The 22,285-nt window shown below is 38.7% G+C and carries 20 protein-coding genes; 13 read left to right on the forward strand and 7 right to left on the reverse strand.

What is annotated here, in order from left to right; translation table 11 throughout:
• Positions 1–198 precede the first annotated feature (198 nt).
• The 3 genes from ACFO5T_RS14115 to ACFO5T_RS14125 form a co-directional block, all read right to left on the reverse strand.
• Complete coding sequence (locus ACFO5T_RS14115) at positions 199–669, reverse strand: hypothetical protein (RefSeq protein WP_380035659.1); 471 nt, start codon at positions 667–669, stop codon at positions 199–201.
• Between the two features lie 359 nt (positions 670–1,028).
• Positions 1,029–2,471 (reverse strand): glyceraldehyde-3-phosphate dehydrogenase, encoded by a 1,443-nt coding sequence (locus ACFO5T_RS14120; RefSeq protein ID WP_380035662.1) that lies wholly within the window; start codon positions 2,469–2,471, stop codon positions 1,029–1,031.
• A gap of 182 nt (positions 2,472–2,653) precedes the next feature.
• A complete protein-coding gene (locus ACFO5T_RS14125; RefSeq protein WP_380035665.1) occupies positions 2,654–4,060 on the reverse strand; it encodes a trypsin-like peptidase domain-containing protein in 1,407 nt (468 codons plus the stop codon).
• Between the two features lie 129 nt (positions 4,061–4,189).
• Between ACFO5T_RS14125 and dapF the strand changes: the two genes are divergently transcribed.
• The 10 genes from dapF (at position 4,190) to ACFO5T_RS14175 (ending at position 14,800) form a co-directional block, all read left to right on the forward strand.
• Positions 4,190–4,969: a diaminopimelate epimerase gene (dapF, locus tag ACFO5T_RS14130; protein WP_380035668.1), complete on the forward strand. Its 780-nt coding sequence runs from the start codon at positions 4,190–4,192 to the stop codon at positions 4,967–4,969.
• Positions 4,963–5,505: a GNAT family N-acetyltransferase gene (locus ACFO5T_RS14135; RefSeq protein WP_298348225.1), complete on the forward strand. Its 543-nt coding sequence runs from the start codon at positions 4,963–4,965 to the stop codon at positions 5,503–5,505. Before dapF ends, ACFO5T_RS14135 begins: the two co-directional genes overlap by 7 nt.
• Positions 5,506–6,549, forward strand: a complete 1,044-nt coding sequence (mltG, locus tag ACFO5T_RS14140; protein ID WP_380035672.1) for an endolytic transglycosylase MltG — start codon at positions 5,506–5,508, stop codon at positions 6,547–6,549.
• A 404-nt stretch (positions 6,550–6,953) separates the two neighbouring features.
• The gene (locus tag ACFO5T_RS14145; protein ID WP_021778650.1) at positions 6,954–7,613 is read left to right on the forward strand and encodes a hypothetical protein; all 660 of its coding nucleotides are present in this window, start codon (positions 6,954–6,956) and stop codon (positions 7,611–7,613) included.
• Between the two features lie 238 nt (positions 7,614–7,851).
• Entirely contained in the window at positions 7,852–9,741 is a 1,890-nt protein-coding gene (gene htpG / locus ACFO5T_RS14150) for a molecular chaperone HtpG (RefSeq protein ID WP_021778651.1), read from the forward strand.
• 180 nt (positions 9,742–9,921) lie between these two features.
• Positions 9,922–10,476, forward strand: coding sequence for a thioredoxin family protein (locus tag ACFO5T_RS14155; protein ID WP_380035677.1), 555 nt, complete (start codon positions 9,922–9,924; stop codon positions 10,474–10,476).
• Between the two features lie 203 nt (positions 10,477–10,679).
• The gene (locus tag ACFO5T_RS14160; RefSeq protein WP_021778653.1) at positions 10,680–11,453 is read left to right on the forward strand and encodes a diadenylate cyclase; all 774 of its coding nucleotides are present in this window, start codon (positions 10,680–10,682) and stop codon (positions 11,451–11,453) included.
• A gap of 3 nt (positions 11,454–11,456) precedes the next feature.
• Positions 11,457–12,467 (forward strand): DUF3667 domain-containing protein, encoded by a 1,011-nt coding sequence (locus tag ACFO5T_RS14165; protein WP_380035680.1) that lies wholly within the window; start codon positions 11,457–11,459, stop codon positions 12,465–12,467.
• 53 nt (positions 12,468–12,520) lie between these two features.
• Complete coding sequence (locus ACFO5T_RS14170) at positions 12,521–13,576, forward strand: DUF3667 domain-containing protein (RefSeq protein WP_380035683.1); 1,056 nt, start codon at positions 12,521–12,523, stop codon at positions 13,574–13,576.
• A 102-nt stretch (positions 13,577–13,678) separates the two neighbouring features.
• On the forward strand, positions 13,679–14,800 hold the full coding sequence (locus ACFO5T_RS14175) for an adenylate/guanylate cyclase domain-containing protein (protein WP_375252664.1): 1,122 nt from the start codon (positions 13,679–13,681) through the stop codon (positions 14,798–14,800).
• Between the two features lie 13 nt (positions 14,801–14,813).
• Here ACFO5T_RS14175 and ACFO5T_RS14180 read toward each other — a convergent pair whose 3' ends face one another.
• Positions 14,814–16,580, reverse strand: a complete 1,767-nt coding sequence (locus ACFO5T_RS14180) for an ABC transporter ATP-binding protein (protein ID WP_380035687.1) — start codon at positions 16,578–16,580, stop codon at positions 14,814–14,816.
• The gene (gene truA, locus ACFO5T_RS14185) at positions 16,567–17,337 is read right to left on the reverse strand and encodes a tRNA pseudouridine(38-40) synthase TruA (protein ID WP_380035690.1); all 771 of its coding nucleotides are present in this window, start codon (positions 17,335–17,337) and stop codon (positions 16,567–16,569) included. Before truA ends, ACFO5T_RS14180 begins: the two co-directional genes overlap by 14 nt.
• A gap of 49 nt (positions 17,338–17,386) precedes the next feature.
• Here truA and ACFO5T_RS14190 point away from each other — a divergent pair, with 49 nt between their 5' ends.
• From ACFO5T_RS14190 to ACFO5T_RS14200, 3 genes are all read left to right on the forward strand, one after another.
• Positions 17,387–17,878 carry a metallophosphoesterase family protein gene (locus ACFO5T_RS14190; protein ID WP_380035693.1) on the forward strand — a complete coding sequence of 164 codons (492 nt, stop codon included), beginning with the start codon at positions 17,387–17,389 and terminating at the stop codon, positions 17,876–17,878.
• Between the two features lie 124 nt (positions 17,879–18,002).
• The gene (locus ACFO5T_RS14195; protein ID WP_021778660.1) at positions 18,003–18,935 is read left to right on the forward strand and encodes a peptidylprolyl isomerase; all 933 of its coding nucleotides are present in this window, start codon (positions 18,003–18,005) and stop codon (positions 18,933–18,935) included.
• 153 nt (positions 18,936–19,088) lie between these two features.
• Positions 19,089–19,619, forward strand: coding sequence for a YfiT family bacillithiol transferase (locus ACFO5T_RS14200; RefSeq protein WP_035324490.1), 531 nt, complete (start codon positions 19,089–19,091; stop codon positions 19,617–19,619).
• Positions 19,620–19,705: 86 nt separating this feature from the next.
• On the opposite strand, the gene ACFO5T_RS14205 is transcribed toward ACFO5T_RS14200, so the two are convergent.
• On the reverse strand, positions 19,706–20,713 hold the full coding sequence (locus tag ACFO5T_RS14205) for a 3-oxoacyl-ACP synthase III family protein (protein ID WP_380035698.1): 1,008 nt from the start codon (positions 20,711–20,713) through the stop codon (positions 19,706–19,708).
• Between the two features lie 229 nt (positions 20,714–20,942).
• A complete protein-coding gene (locus ACFO5T_RS14210; RefSeq protein ID WP_380035701.1) occupies positions 20,943–22,268 on the reverse strand; it encodes an ABC1 kinase family protein in 1,326 nt (441 codons plus the stop codon).
• Between the last annotated feature and the right edge of the window lie 17 nt (positions 22,269–22,285).

A 22,285-nucleotide genomic window follows, 5' to 3' on the forward strand; every position in this document is an offset into this window, starting at 1 on the left:
TACAATCGCTCTAAAACCGATTTTGAAGCGTAGCCATACGATTGCGGTAATCACCAGGTATGCAACTGCCTTTTGTGAAGCTTATTTTATCGTGAACTGCGAGCCCTTGGGCAATCAGCCGCCACGTTCCGGCTATGAAGCGTAGGAACGGTTTGGTTGGTTAGGCCTATGCTTTATAGCCATTGTTACCGCCTTTTTTTAATTATTTATCACTCGTTTAAAGATAATTCCCTCTGTCCTATAAACTGCAAGCGTTACATTATCTCCCTTTCTTGTATAAAATTCAGGTTCGGTTTTAGTTTTCCAGTTATTTTTTCTTTTCTCAATTATCTTATCCATCCACGCTTTATCACTACCATCAAGTTCAATTTTTATCAATCCAGTAGTCCATTTGTCTATGTCAGAAGGATTCACTTTAATTACAAATTTGTAGTCCCAAGAAGACGCACCTGGTACCGTTGTTCGACTATTCGAGAATCCATTTACATTAAATAATTCGAATTCGGCATTTTCGATTTCCCTAAAAGTCTTGATTTCCTTTTTTAGAACTTCAACTCTTTCATCTTTTTTGTCATAATTATCACTGTCCAAGTTATTCGAGTCTGCCGTATCGGAACAGCTACTCAATCCAATAATTAAGAGTCCTATTATGAGTATTATTTTATTCATGTTAATTGGCGGTAACGTATATATAAACGCAAGTTACTAAAAACTTAATACTTATCATACCCATACTAGTTGTATAAACGAATGTTTTGGTGATTTTTTACCAATCTCGATTTTCGGCGTATAAACGAATGTTTTGGGTTTTTAACACAACTTTAACGGGTGACTGTCTCTATCACTAGCAAGGTCACTGGTAGTACATCTTTTATTTTCTTTCGCGAAAGCGCAAAAAAAAAACAAACTTGCTACACAATCTACTTAAACATATATCTTACTTCTTAAAAACAGTAAAGCCATCTTATAAAGATGGCTTTACTTAAAAAAGTATGTATAATCACATACTTAATGGAAGATTTCTCATTCTAGTAATATGTAAACCTACGTACTTTAGAAATGTATTTTGCAAGGCGTATCACCTGGTGGCTGTATCCATACTCGTTATCATACCAGATGTAAAGAAGTACATTTTTACCATCCTTACGTACGATAGTGGCATTACTGTCATAAATACTAGGAGCAGATGAGCCTATAATGTCGCTAGACACAAGCTCATTATCTATAGAGTACTTAATTTGCTCTACAAGCTCACCCTCTAGTGCATACTTTTTAAGAAGTGTGTTTATCCCTTCTATGCTTGTCTCTTTTGTAAGCTCAAGGTTAAGTATTGCTAGAGATCCGTTAGGCACAGGTACACGTATCGCGTTTGAGGTAAGCTTCCCTTCAAAATGTGGTAACGCCTTACTCACTGCCGCACCAGCACCAGTTTCTGTAATCACCATATTAAGAGCAGCGGCTCTACCACGGCGGTACTTACTGTGCATATTATCTACCAGGTTCTGGTCGTTTGTATATGCGTGTATGGTCTCTAGGTGACCTGTTTGTACACCTAGGGTGTCATCTATAGCTTTAAGGATAGGTGTAATGGCATTTGTAGTACAAGATGCTGCACTAAAGATTTGTACCTCATCTGGGTTGTGCTCTTGGTGGTTTACACCGTGCACAATGTTTGGGATTCCTTTACCAGGAGCGGTAAGTAATACCTTTGCCACACCCTTACTTACGAGGTGCCTGCTTAGTTGTTCTTTATCTCTAAAGGCACCCGTGTTATCTATCACAAGGGCATCTTTTATACCATAAGCGGTATAGTCTATATCTTCTGGTGCATTTGCACTTATAATATTTACCGTAGTACCGTTTATAATGAGGGCTTGATTTTCTACATCTACAGAGACGGTACCTGTAAAGTCACCGTGTACAGAGTCACTTTTAAGAAGACCCGCTCTTTTCTCAAGTATACCGGCATCTATCTTACCTCTTGTTACCACAGCTCTTAGACGTAACTGGCTACCTTTACCCGTGCGTGTCATAAGCTCTCTGGCTACAAGACGCCCTATACGGCCAAAACCGTAAAGCACCACATCCTTAGGCTCAATAGGCGCTGCCTGCTGTGCAGGTTTAAGGCGTTGTGCTATAAAGCTCGTTGCGTTTTCATTTTCTTCTAGGTGGTACTCATACGTAAGCTTACCTATATCTAGCTTAGATGGTGGCAAGTCTAGTTGCTTTATAGCCTGCGCGATCTCTACACTATCAAATATAGAGATAGGCTTCCCTACAAAGGCTCCTGCATACTCGTGAAGGTCTAAAATCTGACTCACGTTGCGATCCATCACTTGGTTTCTAAATAAAACAAGCTCTATAGCATTGTCATACCATAGGTCGCTAGCTATTTTAATAAATTCTACAGTGGCTCTTCGGCGGTCTGCTTGAAAGGAAAGTTCTTTTTCGTATGTTTCTGATTGATTCATAGTAAGATACTAAACGTTACATTGTTTTTTTTGTACGCTTTCGCGAAAGCGTAATTTTTCAAATTTTGTGCAAAAGTAGCCATTTCTGTCTGTTACTCAAACGTTTTCGTAAATGAATTTCTCCCACAAAAAAATAACCCCTCCAGAAACTGAAAGGGTTATAATATTAAAGCGTGTATTGCTTAGTCAAAAATAAAGCGGTTGCGCTCTCCTTTTTTGTCATTAAAAACAATGCTTACAGGCTCGTTTGGGCTTTTATTTTTAAATATTTCTTTTACGTCATCTATAGAGTTTACCATAACATCATCTATTTCAGATATAACAAGACCTTCTATACGGTAACGCTTCATTGCTTCTGTGAGTGTCTGGCTTATTACCACACCATTTTTGGCTTTGTACTTGTCAAGGTCTTTTGGGGAGGCATTTTTAACCTGTATCCCTAGTCGCTCTATATCAAAAGTGACAGACTTTACTAGTTTTACGGGTAGGGTCATAAGTTCATCATCACGTAAAATCTCTACTTGTATAATATCATTAGGTCGCTTGGTATTAATGTATCCTGAGAGGTCAGAAAACTTAGTGATATTTACATTGTCAAGTTTTTTGATAATATCACCAGTGGTGATACCTGCTTGCTCTGCACCACTCTCATACTCTACGCTGGCTACATAAAAGCCTTCTGTAGTGTTAAGGTCTTGATCTTTTGCAATGGCAGCATTAAGTGTGCCTCCAGTAACACCTAGTATGCCTTTTTGTACAGAGCCATATTGCATAATGTCTTCCATAATCTTACGCGCATTGTTAGACGGTACGGCAAAGGCATACCCTACATAAGATCCCGTTTGTGAGGTGATGGCCGTGTTAATCCCTACCAGCTCACCAAAAATATTTACAAGTGCTCCACCACTGTTACCAGGGTTAATAGCTGCATCTGTCTGTATAAAAGACTGGAAGTTTGCATCACGCTCATCTATATCTCTCGCCTTTGCAGAGACTATACCTGCGGTAACGGTAGAGGTAAGGTTAAAAGGGTTACCTACGGCAAGTACCCATTCTCCCACCTTTGTAGCATCACTATCGCCAAAGGGGATATAAGGCAACTCCTCACCAGCATCTATTTTAAGGATCGCAATATCTGCCTTTGCATCTTTACCTATCACTTCTGCCATAAAGGTTTTATTGTTATTAAGCGTGACCTCTACCTCAGAGGCGCCATCTATCACGTGGTTATTTGTAATAATGTATCCATCTCCAGAGATAATCACACCACTACCGGCACCTACAATGCCTTTATTAGTTTGCCCGCCACCACGTAAATATTCCATCATATTACGCGGTTGCTTGTACACTTGTACATTTTTTACGTGCACCACACCATTTACCGTGCGCTCTGCCGCTTCTGTAAAATCTACACCGCTGGCAGCTGCCGTGAGTGCTTCATAATTTACAGGGGTATAGGCAGGGATGGTTTGGTTCTGTACTGGAGTTGAGACTACTTGTGTAGGCTCTTCTATAAATAATTTATAAGATCCTAGCGTTATTGCGCCGGCTAGTAAGGCGATTAAGAATGTTCCTCCGATTTTTTTCATAGTCCTTAGCATTTTATCAATAATCGTTAAAATTAAAAATTTAGTATTCTGTCGGTTTCTATTTAACTGGCATTTAACATCAAAAAGGAGTTTGATATTTGCTACTTTTGTCGCTTATATTGAGCATAAATGACAATTTCTTTTTCAAAATATCAAGGCACCGGTAATGATTTTGTAATCATAGATAACCGTCTAGATATATTTCCCAAAGATGATACCAAACTTGTTGCACAACTCTGTGACCGTAAATTTGGCATAGGGGCAGATGGTTTAATGCTGCTAGAAAGTCACCCTTCGGCAGATTTTAGAATGGTGTATTATAATGCAGATGGTAATGAGAGTAGTATGTGCGGTAATGGTGGGCGATGTTTGGTCGCTTTCGCGAAAGCGTTATCACTCATAGATACCCACGCTACCTTTGAAGCGGTAGATGGAATGCACGAGGCCACCGTAAAGGATGGAATTGTACATCTTAAAATGCAAGATGTTGAAGAAATTAAAACAACACCAGAATATAGCTTTCTAGATACCGGGTCGCCACATCACATTAAAATGGTGAGTGACGTAAAAGCCGTTGCAGTAAAAGAAGAAGGAGCAGCCATACGTTATGGAGCGCTTTATGGAGAGGCTGGGAGTAATATAAACTTTGTGCAAGAGCTAGAAGATGGTCATTTTGCCGTGCGCACTTATGAGCGTGGGGTAGAAGATGAGACCTTGAGCTGTGGTACGGGAGTTACCGCCGTGGCAATTGCAGCACACCACAATGGTGTAACTTCAAAAAATAATATACAACTGGATGTAGAGGGTGGTAAACTTGCGGTGTCTTTTACAAAAACAGCTACGGGCTATACAGATGTATATCTTATAGGTCCTGCGACCTTTGTTTTTAAAGGGGAGTGGCAATGTTAACACTACGAGGTACACGTACAGCTTTACGAGCCCTAGAGCTAGAAGATCTAGAGGCACTTTATGAGATAGAAAATAATGAGGCACTCTGGTTTGTAGGGGAGACGCTAGCGCCCTACTCAAAGTTTGTACTTAAGGAATACCTGGCAAATGCGCACAAAGATATATTTGAGATGCGACAGTTGCGCCTTGCTATTTGTGATGTAACGTCTGGAGCTTTTTTGGGTCTTATAGACCTCTTTGACTTTGATCCTCATAATTTACGCGCGGGAGTGGGCGTTGTGATTGCAACAGAAACAGAAAAGCGCAAGGGATATGCTAGTGAGGCGATAGCCTTACTTAAAAAGTATGCAAAGACACATCTCCATATGCACCAGTTATATGCAAACATAGGAGATGAGAATAAAGCAAGCATAGCACTTTTTGAAAAAGCAGGGTTTGAGCTTGTGGGCATAAAAAAAGAATGGAGACGCAGGCGCGACCTAACCACAGGTGAAGAATCATTTACAAACGAATTATTATATCAACACATATTATAAATGTACATCAAGAGAATACTTTTAATCATCGGGATAGTGGGCGTAGTAGTAGGCGGTATTTTTGCCTACACGGTTTACGACGCTATTTTTTCTGATAACACAGCGTTTAATAATGAGCGCGCTCATTTATACATCCCTACGGGAGCAGATTTTAATGATGTAACGGCAGAGCTTACGCCATTACTTAAAGATGTAGATGCATTTGCATCTGTCGCTCAGAAAAAGGGATATGTGTCTAATGTAAAACCGGGTCATTATATCATTAAGAAGGGTATGAGTAATAATGACATTATTAATACCATTCGTGTTAAAAATGTGCCTGTAAAGGTGGCTTTTAATAACCAAGAGCGCCTAGAGGATATGGCCGGCCGTATCGCTACACAGATAGAGGCAGACAGTACCTCACTTATTAATGCAATGCTAGATGTAAACTTTTTACGTGAGCACGATTTTAATAAGGACACGGCACTTACTATGTATATTCCTAACAGTTATGAATTTTTCTGGAACACCAGCGCCGAAGATTTTAGAGCGAGAATGCTTAGTGAGCACAAAAAATTCTGGAATAAAACCAGACTCGCAAAAGCCGAAAAATTAAACCTCACACCGGCAGAGGTGTACTCACTTGCATCTATCGTACAGAAGGAAACCGCAAAGACAGATGAGCGACCACGAGTAGCAGGCGTATACCTTAATAGACTTAAAAAAGGAATAAAACTAGACGCAGACCCTACCGTTATATATGCCGTAAAGCGCACTAAAAATGACTGGGATATGGTGATAAAACGTGTACTCTATAAAGACCTAGAGACAGACTCTCCTTATAATACGTATAGAAATAGAGGGATACCACCAGGACCTATATTTATGCCAGACGTAACAGCAATACAGGCGGTTCTTAACCCAGAAAAGCATAACTACTACTACTTTGTGGCAGATGTAGAAAATTTTGGCTATCACAAGTTTGCAAAGACACTATCGCAACACAATGCAAATAGTGCCGCATATAGAAGGTGGATAAACAGCAAGAAAATCCATCGTTAAGATAGCATCTCATAAAATTATATAAACCCAAACCTAGTGTTTGGGTTTTTTTATACCCGAACTCAGAGAGGTGTAAAAACAGGTAGATGCCCGTATGTTAAAATGGTGTTATACCTTAGAGTTGGTTGTATTTTCTGAATTATTTTTGCGTTGTAATGTATGATAATTGACGTTTTAAGTAATTTTATACTTGTATTAAATTACATTAAAATATGCTAAAACGTTATAGTTGAACTTATTTTGTGAGTGTAAGTATCATAAAATCAGGGATTCATAAAGTTTTCCTAAAAAATTAAAATAAGTTTTTCTGGTAATCTTTAAAGGTTGTATTTTTGCGCGCCGAAACAGACAGCACCCCAAGAGAAATTTAAATAGTAATTTCTTGGCTGTCGAAATGTATTTATATGGTTAGGAACTTGATAAAAGTTACTGTATTGCCTCTTATGTTAGGTATTCTGATAGTGTCAAACAAATCAGAAAAAACATATGATTTTTCTCACTATACCACAGATGGTATAGCTATGGACTTTAGTGTTCCTCTTCCGGAGGAGACGGTTCAAACCCCTTTTGTATTTAACCCTACACCGCTTACTGGTAAAAATTATACCGGTTTTAAAGAAGCACTTGCTTTTAAAGAATCTCGCGGTGATTATCTTACTATAAATAGATTTGGATATCTAGGGAAGTACCAGTTTGGTGCATCTACATTAGATCTTTTAGGTATTCAAGATGGCTCTGAGTTTCTAGAGAATCCTGTACTGCAAGAGCAAGCCTTTTTACTTAATGCCTCTCGTAATAAATGGGTCTTACGCCGTGACATAAAACGATATGAAGGTCGCTGGATTTCTGGCGTGCGCGTTACCGAGTCTGGTATACTTGCAGCAGCACACCTTGCTGGGCCTGGTAGTGTTAAGAAGTTTTTACGCTCTGGTGGAGCTACTGGTTTTCAAGATGCCTTTGGTACAAGTATACGTAGCTATATGAAGCGTTTTTCTGGCTATGATGTGTCAAATATAGAAGCGATTAAAAAGCCTTCGTTAGAAAACTTATCTGCTAGTTTATAATAGCATAAACATACACTTATATATAAACCCCAGTATCATTATGATGCTGGGGTTTCTTTTTGGTACGCTTTCGCGAAAGCGTAATAACTCACCTCACCGTCACTTCATAAAGCCATTGCTACTAGACAGTAATCTCTATAAAGTACTGTCGTAAAATGTCAGTTTGTCACATATCGCATTGTGGTACTTTTTTCGCTTTAAGCAAGACTCAAATTTTACACTTTAAAACATATATACAATGTCAACAGGAAAAATTAATGTATCGGTAGAGAATATCTTTCCGCTTATTAAGAAGTTCTTATATAGTGATCACGAGATTTTCTTACGTGAGCTTATCTCAAATGCAACAGATGCAACCCTTAAGTTAAAACACCTTACCTCTATAGGTGAGTCTAGTGCTGAGTATGGAAATCCTCAGATAGAAGTAAAAATAGACAAAGAAGGGAAGAAGCTCCATATTATAGATCAGGGTCTTGGTATGACGCAAGAAGAGGTTGAGAAGTATATTAACCAACTTGCATTTTCTGGAGCAGAGGAGTTTTTAAACAAGTATGAAGATGGTGCAAAAGATACGGGTATCATAGGTCACTTTGGTCTTGGTTTTTACTCGGCATTTATGGTGGCAGAGAAGGTAGAGATTATTACAAAGTCACATAAAGATGAGCCAGCAGCACACTGGACGTGTGATGGTAGTCCTAACTTCACGCTAGAAGCGGCAGATAAGACAGAGCGCGGTACAGAGATTATCTTACACATCGCAGAAGATAGTACAGAGTTTCTTGAAGAAGGACGCATCGCGGGACTGCTTTCTAAGTACAACAAGTTTATGCCAGTGCCTATTAAGTTTGGTATGAAAACAGAGACGCTTCCTAAGCCAGAAGATGCAAAGGAAGAAGATCCAGCTCCTACACAAGAGGTTGATAATATTATAAACAACCCTAACCCAGCCTGGACAAAGCAACCAGCAGACCTTGAAGAAGAAGATTATAAAAACTTCTACCAGGAGCTGTATCCAGCAAACTTTGACGAGCCGTTATTTAATATACACCTCAATGTAGATTATCCTTTTAACCTTACAGGTATCTTATACTTCCCAAAACTTGGGCAGGATATGAATATGCAAAAGGATCGCATACAGTTATATCAAAACCAAGTTTTTGTTACAGATAACGTAGAGGGTATCGTACCAGAATTTTTAACAATGTTACGTGGTGTTATAGATTCTCCAGACATCCCACTTAACGTATCTCGTAGTTACTTACAGGCAGATGGAGCTGTAAAGAAAATATCTGGATACATCTCTCGTAAGGTGGCAGATAAGCTTAAGTCACTCTTTAATAACGACAGAGAAGATTTTGAGAAGAAATGGAATGACATCAAACTCGTTATAGAGTACGGGATGTTATCTGAAGATAAGTTCTTTGAGAAGGCAGATAAGTTTGCACTATATCCTACTGTAGATAATACATTCTTTACTTGGGAAGAGCTTGAAGCAAAAATCAAAGAAAACCAAGTAGATAAAGACGGGAAGACTGTTGTACTCTATGCAAGTGATACAGATGCACAGCACTCATACATACAGAGCGCAAAAGACAAAGGATATGAAGTGTTATTACTAGATTCTCCTATTGTATCTCACTTAATCCAGAAGCTAGAGACTAGCAAAGAAAACGTAACTTTTGTACGTGTAGATGGTGATCATATAGATAACCTTATCAAAAAGGACGAAGAGCAAATCTCTAAACTCTCTGACGATGAGAAGGAGACTGTAAAAACAGCTATTACAGATGCTATTGCAAACACGTCTTACACGGTACAAGTAGAAGCAATGGATAGTAATGCTGCACCATTTATCATCACACAGCCAGAGTTTATGCGCCGTATGAAGGAGATGCAACAAGCCGGTGGTGGCGGAGGTATGAATATGTTTGGTAATATGCCAGAGATGTACAACCTAGTAGTAAATGGTAACCACGAGCTGGTGACAGAGATACTCAATGCAGATACAGATGAGACTAAAAAGCGTTTGATCACGCAGTCTTTTGACCTTGCAAAACTATCTCAAAATCTACTTAAGGGTGAAGAGCTTACTAGCTTTATAAAACGCTCTTATGAGATGATTAAATAATGTGAGAGTGCCTAGCACAGCACATTAATGTAAACCACCTTTTTCATTTTTGAAAAAGGTGGTTTTTTTATTTTAGCAATGATTATACGTAACGTCTAGCATATTGTTGCGTCTTATCATACAGTATGAGAACACCTACATAGTGCAGGTGTTAATTATTAAGATTACAAAAAAAAATATATGTCACTTACTCCATCTAATATGTTACCGCTAGGTACAAAGGTTCCAGAGTTTCAACTGCTTGATACGGTTACAAACCAGCTTTGCAGTTATCACGATATTAAGGGTGAGCGCGGCACAGTGGTGATGTTTATATGTAACCATTGCCCCTTTGTATTACACGTGGTAGATGAGATTGTGCGCATCGCAAACGATTATCGTGTGCTCGGTTTTGGCTTTGTGGCGATAAGTAGTAATGACATTGTAGCATACCCGCAAGACGGGCCAGAGATGATGTGGGCAAATGCTCGTAAAAATAGCTTTACGTTTCCGTATCTACTTGATGAGACACAAGAGGTGGCAAAAAACTATGATGCTGCCTGCACACCAGATTTCTTTGTTTTTGGACCAGATGATCGTCTTGTGTATAGAGGGCAGCTAGATAACAGTAGGCCAGGTAATGGCATCCCGGTAAACGGCAGAGACCTGAGAGAAGCACTAGATAATATCTTTAACAGCAAGCCACAAGCAACCCTGCAAAAACCAAGTATGGGTTGTAACATTAAGTGGAAATAGTAGGGGAGAGTTACTAGGTACGCTTTCGCGAAAGCGCACTCAAAACCACTATTAATTGCAGTGATTGTTAAGAATGAAAACGTAAGTGTAGGCATACTATTAAACTTGATGTCATATAATTGATTAATTATTATCCTCGCTTTTTATGGCTTAGTATTTTGTGCTTAGGCTATTTCTGCTATTTTTACGTAAATCTCACATTTTTGGAAATCTTAGAAAATTTACGCATCCTAGACGGCATCGATATTTTACTCGTAGCCATCTTAATGTTTTACCTCTATAGACTAGTAAAAGGTACGGTTGCGATAAACATTTTTATAGGTATTGTAGTCATCTACTTGATCTGGCAACTTACCGTCTTGCTTAAGATGGAGATGCTTAGTACCATCTTGGGGCAGTTTATAGGTGTGGGGATGTTTGCGCTTATAGTCGTTTTCCAGCAGGAGATACGTAAATTTTTACTCCTCATAGGTAGTACAAACCTCACTAAGGGCGGACTCTTTAAAAACTTTAATTTTTCAAAAAAGGAAGGTACACTGGCTTTAGATCTTAATGCAGTTCTCACTGCTTGCGAGAATATGGCTGCTTCAAAAACGGGAGCACTTATTATCATAAGAAGAGATACCAGTCTAGAGTTTGTAAAAGATACGGGAGACAGGATGGAGATAGAGGTAAACAGACCTATTATAGAAAGTGTTTTTTATAAAAACTCAACCCTACACGACGGGGCGATGATTATAGAAGAAAATAAAATTACAGCTACAAGAGTCATATTACCCGTAACACAAGAGCGTGACATCCCACTACGTTTTGGACTTAGACACAGAGCTGCCGTAGGTATTACAGAAAAGACAGATGCGCTCGCACTGGTAGTGAGTGAGGAGTCTGGTGCGATAAGCTATATAAAAGACGGAGAGTTTGTACTCTATAAAACGATAGACGATCTACGCATACTACTAGAGACAGAACTTACGTAAACAATGGCAGATCAAAAGTCTAAAAAGCTCCCTAAAAAGGCAAAAGCAAAAACGCCTAAAAAGCAAAAGCGAGAGCTGCTTGTAATCTCAGAGAGTTGTAAAAACTGTGGTACTCCATTAGACCTAGACCAGCGCTTTTGTTCTCATTGTGGCGCAAAGCGTATGCACAACAGGCTTAATACACGCAACTTACTAGAAGATTTTACAGAGCGTTTTCTCAACATAGAAAATGTCTTTCTCAAAACTTTTATTGACCTTTTTACAAAGCCAGAAGATGTTATAAATGGTTATATAGGTGGATTGCGAAAGCGCTATATGTCTGCCTTTAGCTACTTTGCGGTGGCACTTACTATAGGGAGTATTTACATTTTCTTATTTAGAAATTGGTTTTTAGATACAGAAAATGGACTGTTTAATGGATTCTTTACAGGTCTAGAAGCCGGTGCACAATCTAATGGTGGTGATGGCGTGATGGAGCTTGTAAATTTTATATTTGATTATAACTCCTTTATAAGCTTTCTATACATTCCATTTTTTGCAGTGATTTCAAAAATTGTTTTCTGGAATTATAAGGAGGTAAATTTTATAGAGCACATTGTGATATATCTCTATGCATACTCACAAACTCAAATTATAACTAATGTACTTTTTATACTTGCGGGCTGGTCTGCTGCTGGGCAAATTATAGTAAGCCTGTTTGTATCTACATTACCGTTTTTTTACACAGCATATGTCTTGTATCGCGTGTTTAATTTAAGTTTCAAAAGTCTGGTTCTTAAAACAGGTATTTTCTTGTTAATTATAGTGCCTTTCAGCATTTTGTTAAGTGCCATTATAGGTACAGCAATGTATACAGCAGGTTCTTTTGACCCGCTTATAGAATCTGTAAAGAAATCTCACGATGCAAGAAGAGCAAAGAGAGATAGCATAAAGCAAGATAGCCTAAAGCTTAAAACACTTACCCCACAATCCTTGCCAATACCAGTACAGAAAACTCAAGATAGTATAGAGTGACTTTAACATACTTGTAATTTTAGTATTATTGTGATTCTAAATCAATCAATCAAATGAGTACACTCTCCAGGGCAGAAAAAAAAGCTTTAAAGAAGCAAAACAATCTTTTAAAAGTAGAGGATACCTGCATAAACTGTGCAGAGTATATAGCCCTAGACCAGCGTTTTTGCTCACACTGCGGTGGTAAACGTATTTATAATAGACTCACCTGGCGTAATCTTATAGAAGATTTTGTTGATCGTTTTTTAAATCTGGAAAACTCCTTTCTTAGAACATTTGTAGCGATGTTTACACGCCCAGATGAGGTTATAGGAGGTTATATGAATGGAATGCGTAAGAAGTACTTACCCGCATTCAGTTACTTTGCTATTGCACTAACCATTGCAGGAGTTTATAGTTTTTTACTTAAAAACTATTTTGCAGATGTGTTTACAGGTATGCAGGCAGATGCATCTACAATGTTCGTTTCAGACCCAGAACAACTCGCAATGCAAAAGGAATTTGCAGAGGGCTGGGCAGAGGAGTGGATAGAGCTAGCTACAGACTACCAGTCTATGTTTTATTTTGCTGCAATACCACTACTTGCAGTTATCTCAAGAATTGTTTTTTGGAATTACAAGAAGTATAATTTTGTTGAGCATCTGGTCATCTATTTATATGCCTACTCACATACAGCTATGATAACCTCAGTATTATATATATGTTTTATGTGGAGTGAGACTGCTTTTCAAATTATAGGTTTTGCTGGGATGCCACTTGCTGTTCTTTATATAGGTTATGTACTTAAAAGACTCTTTAAATTAGATGCAGCTGGGATTATACTTAAAACGGCATTGTTTGGAGTAGTATTAACAGCAATAACCGTTGTGATAGGTGGAGTTTTCGGTGGGTTGCTTATTTTTAATCTTCTCAAAAATGATGGGCAACCGGCAGAAAATGAATCGTCATTTGTAAAAATTATGAGAGAGTCCTTTGAGCAGGGTAAAAGAAAAGGTGAAGAAATGTCTAGAAAGAAGAAAGTCAAAGACTCTATGGAGCAGGACAGTGTAAAGCGACTTGAAGATATACTGGAGATCACTCCAGATATGATTAAAAATAGACCTCAGTAGGAGTACGCTTTCGCGAAAGCGTTATTAAAACCTCATAAATCTCTCTTAATAAGTAGACCATTCTGATAGGAGTATACCTATATTGATACCAGATATTGTAGTATGAAGATTTTTAGAAAAGAGTTAACTAACAATGAGATCATATTTTATGTGCGTAGAGCACTGTGGATCTTGCTTGCGTGGACACTCATATCAAATATTATTTTCTTGTATGATTATGCGACGCTAGTATCTGCAAATGCGCTTACGTCTAATTTTGATTTGGAAGTGTCATTTAAGGCTAACTTGCTTGTGTCTATCGTTGCTGGACTTTTTGGTGGCATTTTTACGGTAAATATAATGGAGCTCTGGTTACGTAAGTATGCCTTCTGGAAGGCGCTTATTTTTATCACCATACTTTATGTAGTGATTGCTATGGTAGTGGGTACCATAGGGGCTTATTATTTTTATAGTGATTCGCTAGGTCTCGCCGTAGGTAGTCAAGAGCTTTTAGATAGAGTATTACAGTTTTATACAGAGCACATATTTATAAAGAACTTTGTAATATGGTTGTTTATCGTATTGCTCACACTTATCGTTTTAATGATAAATGATAAGTATGGTCCAGGCGTTTTTCCAGATTACTTGATGGGGCGTTACTTCTTGCCAAAAAATGAAACCCGCATCTTTATGTTTGCAGACATTAGGGACGCAACGCGCATCGCAGAGAAACTAGGGGAGCAAGAGTATTTTAACTTTCTTAAAGACTTTTTTAATGACATTGCGCCAGCCATTATGCAAACTAAAGGCGAAGTATATCAATATGTAGGTGATGAGGTAGTTATCACCTGGAAGATGAAAAACGGTGTTAAAAACGCAAATGCACTGCGCTGCTATTACCGTATGAAAAACATTATCTATAAAAAATCTGTGCGCTATTATAAACGCTATAATGCCTTGCCAGATTTTAAGGTAGGTTTTCACTACGGGCAAGTAATGGTAGGGGAGCTAGGTAAAATAAAACGTGACATTGCATTTTCTGGAGACGTACTCAATACAACAGCACGTATACAAGGTATGTGTAATGATAAAGGCGTAGATATACTGGCGTCTAAAGCCTTTGCAGACTTGCTTAAAAAACTACCTAGAAACACAAGAGTGGTAAAAGTAGGTGATGAACTTCTCAAGGGTAAGTCTGAGCAAGTATCGCTCGTTACATTTGACAGGGATATTTCTGCAAAGTAATGTGTAGTTCGATTTAGCTTGCCTCAGCCTGCATAAACTGTACTTCATAAAGATTGCGATAATGACCGTTTTCTTTTTTAAGTAGCTCTTTATGTGTGCCTTGCTCGATGATTTTTCCTTTCTCCATCACGATAATTTGGTCAGCCTTTTTGATGGTTGCTAGACGGTGTGCAATAACGATAGAGGTACGTCCTTTTGTTATTTTCTTAATAGCTTTCTGTATAAGCTGCTCACTGTGTGAATCTACAGATGAGGTAGCCTCATCTAGCACAAGTATAGAAGGATTACTTACATAAGCTCTTAAGAAAGCAATAAGCTGTCGCTGGCCGCTAGAGAGCATAGAGCCACGCTCCTTTACGTTATAGTGGTATCCATCTGGCAGACTAGATATAAATTTATGTACGCCTATAGCCTTAGCACTTTCTATTACCTCCTCTTCTGTGATAGATGGGTCTTGTAGCGTGATGTTATTAAGTATAGTATCTGCAAATAAGAATACATCTTGCAATACCACAGCAATTTCCTTACGTAAATCTGTAAGCTTTATATCTTTTATATCTGTGCCGTCTAGTAATATCTTACCGCTATCTATCTCATAAAATCTACTTAGTAGATTGATAATTGTAGATTTACCTGCACCAGTAGAGCCTACAATAGCAATGGTTTCTCCAGCAGCAGCTTCTAGTGATATTCCTTTAAGTACTTCTTCACCGGGTACATACGAGAAGTGTACATCTTTAAAATCTATAACACCTTTTACATCGTTTAATTCTAGAGTACCTGTATTTGTAATAGAAGACTCTATATCTAGTATGGTAAATACCCTATTTGCGGCCACCATACCCATTTGTAAGGTGTTAAACTTATCTGCTATCTGGCGTAGTGGTGTAAAAAGCATCTGTATGTAACTTATAAAGGCAGTAATTAAACCTATCGTTACAATGTCGCTTTGTGCTGCTTTAAGACCGCCATACCACACAATAAGACCTATAGTCACCGCTGTACAAATCTCTGCAATAGGGAAGAAAATAGAGTTATACCATACTGTCTTGTTCCACGCATCTCTGTGCTTGTTATTAATAGCATTAAACTTTTTGTGCTCTATGGCTTCTCGATTAAAAATTTGTACAATTTTCATACCTGTCACGCGCTCTTGTACAAAGGTGTTGAGGTTAGAAACCTGTGTGCGCACTTCTTCGAAGGCAAGCTTCATTGCTCGCTGAAAAACGCGGGTGGCATATAATATAATGGGGAATACCGCAAGTACAATAAGTGTGAGTCTCCAGCTCTCATAAAACATAAAACCTAAAACGACACTCATTTTAAGTAAGTCTGCAATAATCATAAAGAGCCCTTGTGAGAAAATACTAGAGATTGTCTCTATGTCACCTACAGCTCTAGTCACTAGACGACCCACTGCAGACTTGTCAAAATATTGCATTTTGAACCCAAGCATATGGTCAAAGAGTTTAACACGTATATCTTTTATAACCTGCTGGCCTATCCAGTTTGAAAAGTAGATAAACATAAGCTGGAAAACGACCTCACCTACCAGTACAACCGCCATAAGGCGTAAGTAAAAAAATAAGTCTGTGGCAGAGCGTTGTGAAATCCCTAGATCTATGGCGTTCTTTAAAAAGTAAGGGCGTAGCGCTGCACAAACAGATAAGATAATCGCTCCCGCTGCGGCTATGTAAAGCCTGCTACGATAAGGTTTCGTAAAGGCAAGTAATCGTTTGAACAACTGTGTGTCAAAAGCTTTTCCTTTAGTCTCTCCCATTGTTTATATAAATTGTTTCTGGATATATAATCTCTGTTAAATATAAGCCGTGCCCCGGTACAGAAGACCCTGCTTGTGATCTACTCTTTCCTTTTACTACTTCGTGTATCCACGTGACAGGTTTTTTACCTTGCCCTATCTCTAGTAATGTCCCTACAATGGCACGTACCATATTGCGCAAAAATCGGTTTGCCGTAATATGGAAGTGGTACTCATCTTCGGTTTCTAGCCACTGCGCTCTAGTAATATCACAAAGATACGTGTTGACCTCTGTCTTTGATTTAGAAAAACATTCAAAATCTGAATAATCTAGTAACGCTGCCGCTGCTTCATTCATAAGGCTTAGATCTATATCATATACTATAGCGTGTGCTTGCTCTGTACTAAAGGGGTTTTTGCATTTTGCAATGCGATATAGATAAGATCTCGATGTCGCGTCAAAACGTGTATGAGCCTCATCACGCACATTAAAAATGCGATCTATGGCAATGTCTGGAGGCAAAAACCTATTGAGTTTATAGGTAAGATTTTTTAATTTATTATCAAGACTTAAATCATCGTCCCATTCAAAGTGGGCATACATCTGCGTAGCGTGCACCCCGGCATCTGTACGTCCTGCACCCATTATGAGTACAGGTTTTCTTAAGATGGTACTCAGTGCTTTTTCTATGGTTTCTTGAACGGTAACAGCATTAGGTTGCCGCTGCCAGCCGTGGTAGTTTTTTCCAAAATAAGAAAGCTCAATAAAATAGCGCACCGTGTTGTATTTTTGTAGCAAATATACGCTTTCGCGAAAGCGCACTCAAATGAAAAAAATCCTCCTCCTTAGCGATACACATAGTTATATAGATGACCACATTATAGGCCACGTAAAATGGGCAGACGAGGTCTGGCACGCGGGTGATATAGGTGATCTAAAAGTAACAGACACGCTTAAAAAATTAAAGCCGCTACGTGCCGTTTATGGCAATATAGATACCACAGAAGCACGACAAGAATTCCCGCTTAACAATCGTTTTATTTGTGAAGGGGTAGAAGTTTTAATTACTCATATAGGAGGCTACCCTGGTAGATACTCGCCTGCTATAAGGGAAGAAATTTATGCACGACCGCCTAAACTGTTTATATGCGGGCATAGTCATATCTTAAAGGTGATGCCAGATAAAAAACTGGGACTATTACATATGAATCCGGGTGCAATAGGGAAGCACGGTTTTCATAAAGTGCGCACAATGCTCAGGTTTACCATACACGAGGGTCGCATCGAGAATCTTGAAATAATAGAGGTTGCTAGGTAATTATAAGAGTACCAGCATTTAAGGTAAGTGCTAAGATTATATTAAACTTAGTATATTTTTAAACCTGCTCATTTGCCTTCCCAAAGGTAAATAGTATCTTTGCACCTCATTAAAAACAAGGATAATGCAAGACGGTATTTACGCAAAAATTCATACGCCAAAGGGCGAAATAACACTTAAGCTTGAGCACGAGAAAACTCCTGGAACAGTAGGAAACTTTGTTGCCCTAGCAGAAGGAAACCTAGAGAACTCTCAAAAACCTCAAGGAACACCTTACTATGACGGATTAAAATTTCACCGTGTCATTCCTGATTTTATGATCCAAGGAGGTTGCCCACTGGGGACTGGAACTGGTGATGGAGGATACAAATTTGACGATGAGATTCATCCAGACCTTAAGCACGATGCTCCAGGTAAATTATCTATGGCAAATGCTGGACCAGGAACAAATGGAACTCAGTTTTTTATAACACACATCCCTACAGATTGGTTAGACGGTAAGCATACTGTTTTTGGAAACGTAGTAGAAGGGCAAGACGTAGTAAATAGCGTAGCACAAGGTGATGAGATGGAAAAAATCGAAATCATACGTGTAGGAGCAGAGGCAGAGGCTTGGAACGCGGTAGAAGCATTTAGAACCTTTGAAGGATCTAGAGCTAAGCGTATAGAAGAAGAGAGAGCAGCACAAGCAGCAGAGATAGAAGCACTAGCAACAGGATTTGATACTACTGATAGCGGACTACGCTACCAAATTATTCAAAAAGGAGATGGTGTAAAAGCAGAAAAAGGTAAAACAGTTTCTGTACACTATAAAGGAGCACTTCCTGACGGAACTGTTTTTGATAGTTCTTTTAAAAGAAACCAACCTATAGATTTTCAACTAGGAGTAGGTCAAGTAATCCCAGGGTGGGATGAAGGTATCGCTTTATTAAATGTAGGAGATAAAGCACGTTTAGTAATTCCTTCAGATCTTGCTTACGGTAGTGCAGGAGCTGGTGGTGTAATACCACCTAACGCTACACTCGTATTTGATGTAGAGCTTGTTGCTGTAAAGTAAGGAGTACAATTATAAAAGTTTAAAAAGGTCTGGTATTATGCCAGACCTTTTTTTGTTTTTAATAGGTTTTGTAAGCACATAGTCTTGTGGTTGTTAATAAGGTGTGATAACAATTATGTGTAAAGGCGCAGAGACTTTTCTATTTTTGAGACTATGGAAAAGTTAAGATACCCAATAGGAAAATATTCGATGCCCACAGATATCTCAAACGAGAAGCTTACAGAGTGGATTAACATTCTAGAAGTAATGCCAGCTCAGTTACGAGATATGACAAGTGAGATGAGTGATGAGCAGTTAAACACGCCTTACAGACCAGAAGGATGGAATGTGAGACAAGTAGTACATCATTTAGCAGATAGTCATCACAACAGCTATACGCGTTTTAAATGGGCACTCACAGAAGAAAACCCAGTTATAAAACCCTATGATGAAAATGCGTGGACGGCACTCCCAGATCTAGAAGGGATGCCAGTAGAGTGGTCACTACGTCACCTTGAAGTGGTTCATTATAAACTTGTACGATTATTAAGAACGCTCACAGATGAGCAACTGTCTAAAACATTTATTCACCCTGCAGGTGATAAAACCTATAACTTGAAACAAAACGTAGGGCAATATGCCTGGCACAGTATGCATCACTATATGCACATTGCAAACCTAGTGAAAGAGAAAGGCTGGAAATAATAGTAGACCTAGCACAAAAAGAAAGTCCGCAGTAGTATTATACTACTGCGGACTTTCTTTTATTAAAATCTCAATACGAGGTTATACTACCACTTTATAATAGAGCTGGCCCAAGTAAACCCACTACCAAAGGCAGCTAGCACTACAGTATCTCCTTCTTTTATCTTCCCGTTCTCCCAAGCTTCTGTTAGGGCGATAGGGATAGAGGCAGCCGTTGTGTTTCCGTACTTCTGGATGTTATTATACACCTTATCATCACTAAGCTTAAACTTTTTCTGGACAAACTGTGAGATACGTAAGTTAGCTTGATGCGGTATAAGCATATCGATATCTGTTACATCAAGTTTGTTTTTCTGTAAACCTTCCATAATCACTTCAGAAAAGCGTACCACGGCATTTTTAAATACAAACTGCCCATTCATATACGGGTAGTAAGGGATATCTTCTTGCGGGTTAGTCTCTATAAGTTCTGGTACCCATTGCTCTGTGCTTGGTCCTTTAAGAGATAGCTCTAGTGCGTACTCTCCCTCACTGTGTAGGTGAGATGATAATACACCTTTAGTCGTATCTTCTTCTCTAGAAAGTACTGCAGCACCTGCACCATCACCAAATATTACAGACACACTACGTCCTCTAGTGGTAAAATCTAAACCTCCACTATGATTTTCAGATCCTATTACCAGTACATTTTTATACATACCAGATTTTATAAACTGGTCTGCCGTTGCTAGTGCATAGATAAATCCAGAACACTGGTTTCTTACATCTAGCGCAGGTACGGTTTCCATACCCATTAAGTGCTGTACTTGTACACCACAGCCAGGGAAGTAATAGTCTGGGCTGAGTGTCGCAAAGACTATCATACCTATATCCTTATTAGTAAGTCCAGCACGCTCTATAGCAATGGTTGCTGCTTTTACACCCATCTTTGCGGTAGAGTTACCATCTCCTTTTTTGATGTGTCTACGCTCTTTTATTCCGGTGCGTTCTTGTATCCACTCATCATTAGTATCCATCAGTTTTGATAGATCATCATTTGTCACCACATTTTCTGGGACGTATTTACCTAGTCCGGTAATTTTGGAATTATACATAAGCTGTGTTTGAAAATTGTTTGAGGGTAATTACGCTTTCGCGAAAGCGTAAAACTCTCAGCGTGTAAATATACTTTATCTTAAGGGGTAGATAAAGTGTCTCTCATAATTTTAGTATGCACGCACAGCATAACATATAAACACAAAAAGAGCGCCCGACTAAAAGCGCTCTTTTCAAAAAACAACCTAACCAATAACATGTCACAAAAAGTAACACAATTATTAACCTTTATGCCACAGAGTCTGTGGGTACATAGTTCTTAAAATTATTGACCTTTATTTGTGCCTTGAGATCGTGCATCAAGTTATAAAGTCCAAAAAATGTTCTGTTTATATATAAGAAGTGTTTACTACCTCTGTTACCATTCATCTTACGTATTTCTGTATCCTTACTATACTTCTCGCTTAGCACGGCAATTTGATCAAAAAATGTACTGTCTCTAAAATCAAATTCTTCTTGATGCATAGGCTGTGTGAAGAGGCTGAGCATCTCGTGAAATAGTGCTGAGAAGAACTTTACTGTCTCTGAATCATCATCATCTCGTAATATTTCTAGCTCGTATAATTTTTGCTTAAAAATATTAGGGTCATTTATATTTGACGGTTCTGCAAGGTCAAAGTAAGGTATGTAAAAGTCTTGCGGTACGTGCTTGATACAACCAAAGTCTATGGCAATAAGATTATGGTCTTTATCTACCATAAAGTTACCTGGGTGAGGATCTGCGTGTATGCGCTTTAAAATATGCATCTGGTACATATAAAAATCCCATAGCGCTTGTCCCAGCTTATTTGCCGCTTCTTGATCTGTATTATGTGCCACAAACTCACTTAAGTGTTCTCCATCCATCCAGTCCATAGTGAGTATACGCTCACTAGATAGGTCTGGATAGTAAGTTGGGAATACAAGATTAGGTATGGTAGCACAGTCTTCTGTCATTGCAATACTTTGTGCTAGCTCTAGATTGTAATCTGTCTCTTCTAGTAGTTTATCTTCTACCTCTTTAAAAAATTTCTCTTTACCCTCGCCTTGAAGATTAAACATCTTCTTTGCAATAGGTTTTACGAGAGCAAGATCACTACTGATACTGTCTGCGACTCCCGGATATTGGATTTTCACAGCAAGTTTTTTCCCATTTAATGTCGCCTGGTGCACTTGGCCTATACTGGCCGCGTTAACACTCTGAGCCGCAAACGTATCATAGAGATCTTCTGGGTATTTACCCAAATATTTTTTAAAGGTTTTACGCACTAAAGGTGGAGATAGGGGAGGAACACTAAATTGTGATAGAGAGAATTTTTCTACATATGCCTTAGGCATAATGTTTTTCTCCATACTAAGCATTTGCGCCACCTTAAGTGCGCTACCTTTTAGACTTTTTAAGCCATCATAAATATCTTCGGCATTATCTTCATTAAGTTGCTCTTTTGTGAGCGATGGGTTAACGACCTTCTTACCGTAATATTTTGCATAATTTGCACCTACCTTTACACCAGTTTTTACAAGCTTTGAGGCTCTCTGGAGTTTGTTAGTAGGTATGTGGTCTATTGTTTTCATATATTGATGCCCATAGG

This window comes from Dokdonia genika (assembly GCF_042652845.1).
GTDB lineage: Bacteria > Bacteroidota > Bacteroidia > Flavobacteriales > Flavobacteriaceae > Dokdonia > Dokdonia donghaensis.